This window comes from Mycobacterium sp., from assembly GCF_049280035.1.
In the GTDB taxonomy this organism is placed as follows: domain Bacteria; phylum Actinomycetota; class Actinomycetes; order Mycobacteriales; family Mycobacteriaceae; genus Mycobacterium.
On record NZ_JBAPPI010000063.1, the window covers coordinates 1 to 5,841 of the forward strand.

A 5,841-nucleotide genomic window follows, 5' to 3' on the forward strand; every position below is an offset into this window, starting at 1 on the left:
CACCGGTGGCAATACCAGCTTCAACGGGTTCCCCGCGTTGGCGAGTTTTGTTGCCGAAGACAGCTTCTTGCCGCGCCCGCTGATGAAGCGCGGTCACCGGCTGGTGTTCTCCAACGGCATCATCACGTTGACCGTGCTGGCGGTGGCGTTGTTGATCGTCACAGGGGGATCGCTCAACGCGTTGGTGCCGTTCTATGCGATCGGGGTTTTCACCGGTTTCTCGATGGCCGGCTACGGGATGACCAAACACTGGCTGACCCATCGTGGGCCCGGTTGGCGATCCAAGCTGGTGATCAACCTCTCCGCGGGCCTCTTGTCGACGGTCGTGGTGGGCATCTTCGCGATCGCGAAGTTCACCGAGGGCGCCTGGCTGGTGGTGGTGGTCTTCCCGATTCTGGTGTTCGCCTTGATGCGGCTGAATCGGCAGTACCGCGCCGAGGCTTCCGTGTTGGAGATGTCACGCACCGAGCCTCCCGAGTTGGCCAAACATGACCGGCACCGGATCCTCGTTTTTGTGGACAGCGTCGACCTCGCCGAGGTCGAGGCGATGCGCTACGCCAAAGGGCTGCAGTCCGACGAGTTGGTCGCGGTGCATTTCGTGATGGACCCGGCCCATGCGGTGCGGTTGCACCGGCGCTGGCAGCACTTCGGGCACCGCACCGAGTTGCGGTTGGTCGAATGTCGGGATCGCAACTTGCTCCGGGGTGCCCAAGAGCTGGTATGCGAGGTCATGCGGGATCATCCGGACACCAAGGTGACGGTGCTGTTGCCGCGTCGAACGTATTCGGCATTACTGGGCCGGCTGCTGCATGACCGCACCGCCGACAAGATCGCCGCGGTGGTCAGCCGGATCCCGGACGCCAGTGCGCAGATCGTGGCCTACGACATCGCGTCTCGAATTAGAATCACCCAGGCCACCCAGGCCCAGGCTGGCGGAGCAGCTCCGGCTGAGCCGAGCGTTGCGGATGAACCGATAGACGTGTACGGATCACCGCGGGCCTACGCGAAATAAGAAAGTGATGCGTCTTGACAACAACATCGGAGCGTAATTCGAGCATCCCGCCGACTTTCATCGACGCCTGGAAGCGCATCGTTCTCGGCAAGCCGCTGACCAGCGAGCAGCTGGAATCGGAGAGATTATCGAATCCTGTTGCACTTGGCGCGCTTTCGCCTGACGCGATCTCGTCGACGGCATATGGCCCAGAGCAGGTCATGATCGAACTGCTGCCGCGGGCCGGGATGGCCGCGTTCGCGTTGTTGCTGCCAATTATCGGCGTCGTCTTGTTCATCTTGTTGTTGGTGTCCGCGTCCTATCGCGGGGTTGTCATGACCTACGCTCGGGCCGGCGGCTCGTACATGGTGGCGCGGGATAACTTCGGGCCCCGGTGGGCGCAGATTGCTGCCGCGGCGCTATTGATCGACTATGTGGTCACCGCCGCCGTGCAACCGGCGGCCGGGACCGTGGCGGTGGTCTCGGCGATACCCCAGCTGCGTCCCTACCACCTGGAACTGACGATCGGCGTGTTGATCCTGATCTGTGTTGCCAACCTGCGTGGACAGCGGCAGTCGGGCCGAACGTTTGCGATCACGACCTACTCCTTCGTCATCATGATCACGCTGACGATCGTGACGGGCCTGATTCGCGAGACCTTCTGGGGTTTACCGAAATACAACCCGGAGCACATTGTCGGAGCGGTACCAATCCATCAGGGCGGCGGCCTCGTGATGGGCGCCACGGTGCTGGTGGTGCTGCGTGCGTTCGCCAACGGCGGCACGTCGCTGACCGGGGTCGAAGCGATTTCCAACACCGTCAACGTCTTTCGCGCCCCGCAAGGCTACAACGCCCGTCGGGTGCTGACCGTGATGGCCGTTATCCTCGGGTTTTTGTTGGCTGGGGTGTCCTGGCTGGCCGTCGTCACCCACGCGACGCCGTACGCGGATGAATACCCGTCAATGCTGTCCGAGATTGCCCGGGTGGTCTTCGGCCAGGGGCTGATCGGGAACGTGCTCTACTTTTTGGTTCAGGCGTCCAGCGCGGCGATCTTGTTCACCGGTGCCAACACCGGCTTCAACGGGTTTCCCGCATTGGCGAGTTTTGTTGCCGAGGACCGTTTTCTGCCGCGGCCGCTGACCAAGCGCGGCCATCGGCTGGTGTTCTCCAACGGCATCATCACGCTGACCGTGCTGGCGGTGGCGTTGCTGCTGGTGACTGGCGCCTCGGTCAACAAGCTGGTGCCGTTCTTCGCGATCGGCGTGTTCACCGCCTTCGCGATGGCCGGCTTCGGCATGAGCCGACACCATTACACCCACCGCGAGCACGACTGGCGTCGCAAGATGCTGGTCAACCTGTCCGCCGGGATCATGTCGGCGATCGTGGTGGGTATCTTTGTGGTGGCCAAATTCACCGAAGGGGCCTGGCTCGTCGTCGTTGTTTTCCCCATCCTGGTGTACGGCTTGATACGGCTCAACCAGCAGTACAGCGCCGAGGCTTCGGTGCTGGAGATGTCACGCACCGAGCGTCCCGAGTTGGCCAAGTACGCCCGACTGCGGGTGTTCGTTTTCGTGGATTCGGTCGACCTCGCCGAGGTCGAGGCGCTGCGCTACGGCAAGGGCCTGAACGCCGACGAGCTGACCGCGGTGCACTTCGTGGTCGACGCCGATCACGCCGCTCAATTGCAGGTCCGCTGGCGGCACTTCGAGCACGACACCCGGTTGCGGGTGATCGACTGCCCCGATCGCCATTTGAGCAAGGCCGCACAAGAGCTGGTCCTGCAGGTGAAGAAGGAACATCCCGACACCAAGGTGACGGTGCTGTTGCCGCGTCGAACATATTCGGCGCTGCTGGGCCGGCTGCTGCATGATCGCACCGCCGACAAAATGGCCCGCGCGGTGAGCCGGATCCAGGGTGCGACGGCGATCATCGTGCCCTACGACGTCGAGTCCCGCATCGCCCGGGTGGACCCCGACGCGTTAGCGGCACGGGTCGCGCGCGAAACCGCGGTAGCAGGCGAGACGGAGATCCTGCCCGCCGAAGCCGACTAGCGCGCAGGCTGAGCGATGGCTGCAGCACGCAGCCTAGCCGTAGGTTGTGCCCGCTTATGGCCACCAGCGGTCTCGAGCCCTCCCCGCCGGCGCGGTTTCCTGGTCGTTGACCGACGCCCGCATAATGCCCTTTAGACTTCTGGCGACGCCGCAGATCGGAGGCGAATGTGGAGGCTACACCCTCGGATGACAGTCAGCCATTACCGCCGTCTTTTTCGGATCTGTGCAAGCGGGTCTTTCTCGGTAAGCCGTTGATCACCGAGGAGCTGTCTTCCGAGAGATTATCTAATCCCGTTGCACTGGGCGCACTTTCACCCGATGCCATCTCATCGACCGCCTACGGGCCCGAGCAGATCCTGACCGAGTTGCTGCCGCACGCCGGCCTGGCGGCGTTCGTCTTGTTGCTTCCGATCATGGGCGTCATCCTGCTGATTCTGGCGCTGGTGGCCGCGTCGTATCGCCAGGTCGTGATGGCCTACACCAAAGCCGGCGGCTCCTACATCGTCGCGCGGGAAAACTTCGGGCCGAAAGTGGCCCAGGTCGCCGCGGCGGCACTGCTGATCGACTACGTCGTAACGGTCGCGGTACAGGCGGCGGCGGGCACCGTGGCGGTGGCGTCGGCGCTACCCGCCCTGGGGCCCTACAGCCTGGAAATCACTGTCGGCGTGGTGATCCTCATCTGCTATCTGAACTTGCGCGGATTGCGCGAAGCCGGCCTGCCCTTCGCCATTGCGACCTATTCCTTTGTGGTGATGGTCGGGCTGATGATCGTGACCGGGGTCGTCCGCCACATCTTTTGGGGCCTAACGCAATACGATCCCGGCCACCTCGCCGGAGCGGTGTCGGTCCATCAGGACAACGGTCTGGTGATGGGCGCGACGATCCTGGTGATACTGCGGGCATTCGCCAACGGCGGTTCGTCGCTGACCGGAGTGGAGGCCATCTCCAACACCGTCACCGTCTTCCGCAAGCCGCAAAACCTCAACGCGCGACGCGTGCTCACCGCGATGGCCTGCATCCTGGGTTTCTTATTGGCCGGTGTCGGCTACCTCACCTACGCCACGCACGCCGCGCCTTTTCGCTCCGAATACCCGTCCGTGCTCTCGCAGGTGGCCCGCGCCGTTTTCGGCAATGGGGTCATCGGCAACGGCATGTACATCCTTGTCCAGATATCGACCGCGGCGACCTTGTACACCGGCGCCAACACCAGCTTCAACGGATTTCCGGCGCTGGCCAGTTTCGTCGCCGAAGACCGCTTCCTGCCGCGACAACTCATGACCCGCGGTTACCGCCTGGTGTTCTCCAACGGCATCATCACGCTCGCGGCGCTGTCGGTGGCCTTGTTGGTGATCACCGGGGGATCGGTCAACGCGCTGGTGCCGTTCTACGCGATCGGGGTGTTTACCGGCTTCTCGATGGCTGGCTACGGGATGACCAAACACCATCTCACACATCGCGAATCGGGCTGGCAACACCGGTTGGTGATCAATCTTTCGGCAGCGATTTTGTCCACGATCGTGGTGGGGATTTTCGCGGTGGCAAAGTTCACCGAAGGGGCTTGGCTGGTCGTCGTCGTCTTCCCGTTGCTAGTCATCGCGCTGATACGCCTCAATCGCGAGTACCGGGCCGAGTCCGCGATCCTCGAGGCATTCCGCACCGACCGGCCCGAGATGGTGAAGTATTCCCGTCATCGCGTGTTTGTCTTGGTCAATTCACTTGACCTTGCGGTGCTGGAGGCGCTGCGCTACGGGAAGGGTCTGAGGGCCGACGAGCTGGTCGCGGTGCACTTCATGGTCGACGCGGCACGTGCCGCACAGTTGCGAGACCGCTGGGATGGCTTCGATCTCGACACTCCGCTCCGGGTGGTGGACTGCCCGGACCGACAGATCATCCGGGCCCTCCAAGCGCTCGTCGTGAAGGCGCAAAAGGAGCACCCGCGCACCAACGTGACAGTGCTGCTGCCGCGGCGAACCTATGCGCCGGTGCTGGGACGACTGCTCCATGACCGTACCGCGGACAAGATTTCCCGCGCTGTCAGCCGGATTCCCGACGCCGCGGCGACGATCGTTCCTTACGACGTGCAGTCGCGGATTCGCGAGGCGTTCCCCGACATTTTGGAAATGCGTATCGCGCGACAGGTCGAGAAGGTTGAGGCGCGGATTTGGCGGGGCGAAAGCCAGCCCGCGGAAGCCTACGAACACCCGGAGCGGTCGGCGGCGGTGATCCCGGTGGGCAGCGTGATCCCGGGACGCCGTGCGACCGTCGAAGGGCGAGTCAGCCAACTCGAGGACGTCGCTAAAGGTCAACGAACGTCCCGCTGGATCGTCCTAGGGGACGACAGCGGGGAGATCCGCGTGACGTTCCCGCCCGGCCAGGGTGCCGACATCCAGCCGGGCCAGGTGCTGCGGGTTACCGGCAAAGCAAACCAGACCCGCGATCGCCGGGTGTCGATTGACAACCCGACGTACCAGGTCATCGAGGTCCCCGAGGAGTCGTAGACCCACGTGCGTATCCACCCAGAGGTCTCGGACGCGCTGGCCGCCGGACGGCCCGTCGTCGCGCTGGAGAGCACGATCATCAGTCACGGGTTGCCACGTCCGGACAACCTGCGGATCGCGCGCGAGATCGAGGAGGCGGTGCGCTCTGGCGGAGCGGTGCCGGCCACGATTGCGATCGTCGGCGGCGAGCCGTACATCGGTCTGGACGATGCGGCGCTGCGTCGCATCGCGCAGGGCGACTCGGTGGTCAAGGTCAGCGTGCGCGACGTCGCGGTGCTGGCGGCCCGGGGTGGTGACGGGG

At 64.0% G+C, this 5,841-nt stretch carries 2 protein-coding genes and 2 pseudogenes; all 4 read left to right on the forward strand.

Annotated elements, in window-relative coordinates; all coding sequences use genetic code 11:
- Positions 1 to 904: pseudogene (locus WAN71_RS02120) on the forward strand (DNA-binding protein); the annotation flags it as partial.
- 122 nt (positions 905 to 1,026) lie between these two features.
- Positions 1,027 to 2,994, forward strand: a pseudogene (locus WAN71_RS02125) (APC family permease); the annotation flags it as partial.
- Between the two features lie 215 nt (positions 2,995 to 3,209).
- Positions 3,210 to 5,540, forward strand: a complete 2,331-nt coding sequence (locus WAN71_RS02130; protein ID WP_422223747.1) for an amino acid permease — start codon at positions 3,210 to 3,212, stop codon at positions 5,538 to 5,540.
- Positions 5,541 to 5,546: 6 nt separating this feature from the next.
- Positions 5,547 to 5,841, forward strand: a 295-nt coding sequence (locus WAN71_RS02135; RefSeq protein ID WP_422223748.1) for a pseudouridine-5'-phosphate glycosidase, incomplete at its 3' end; no start/stop codon positions are given.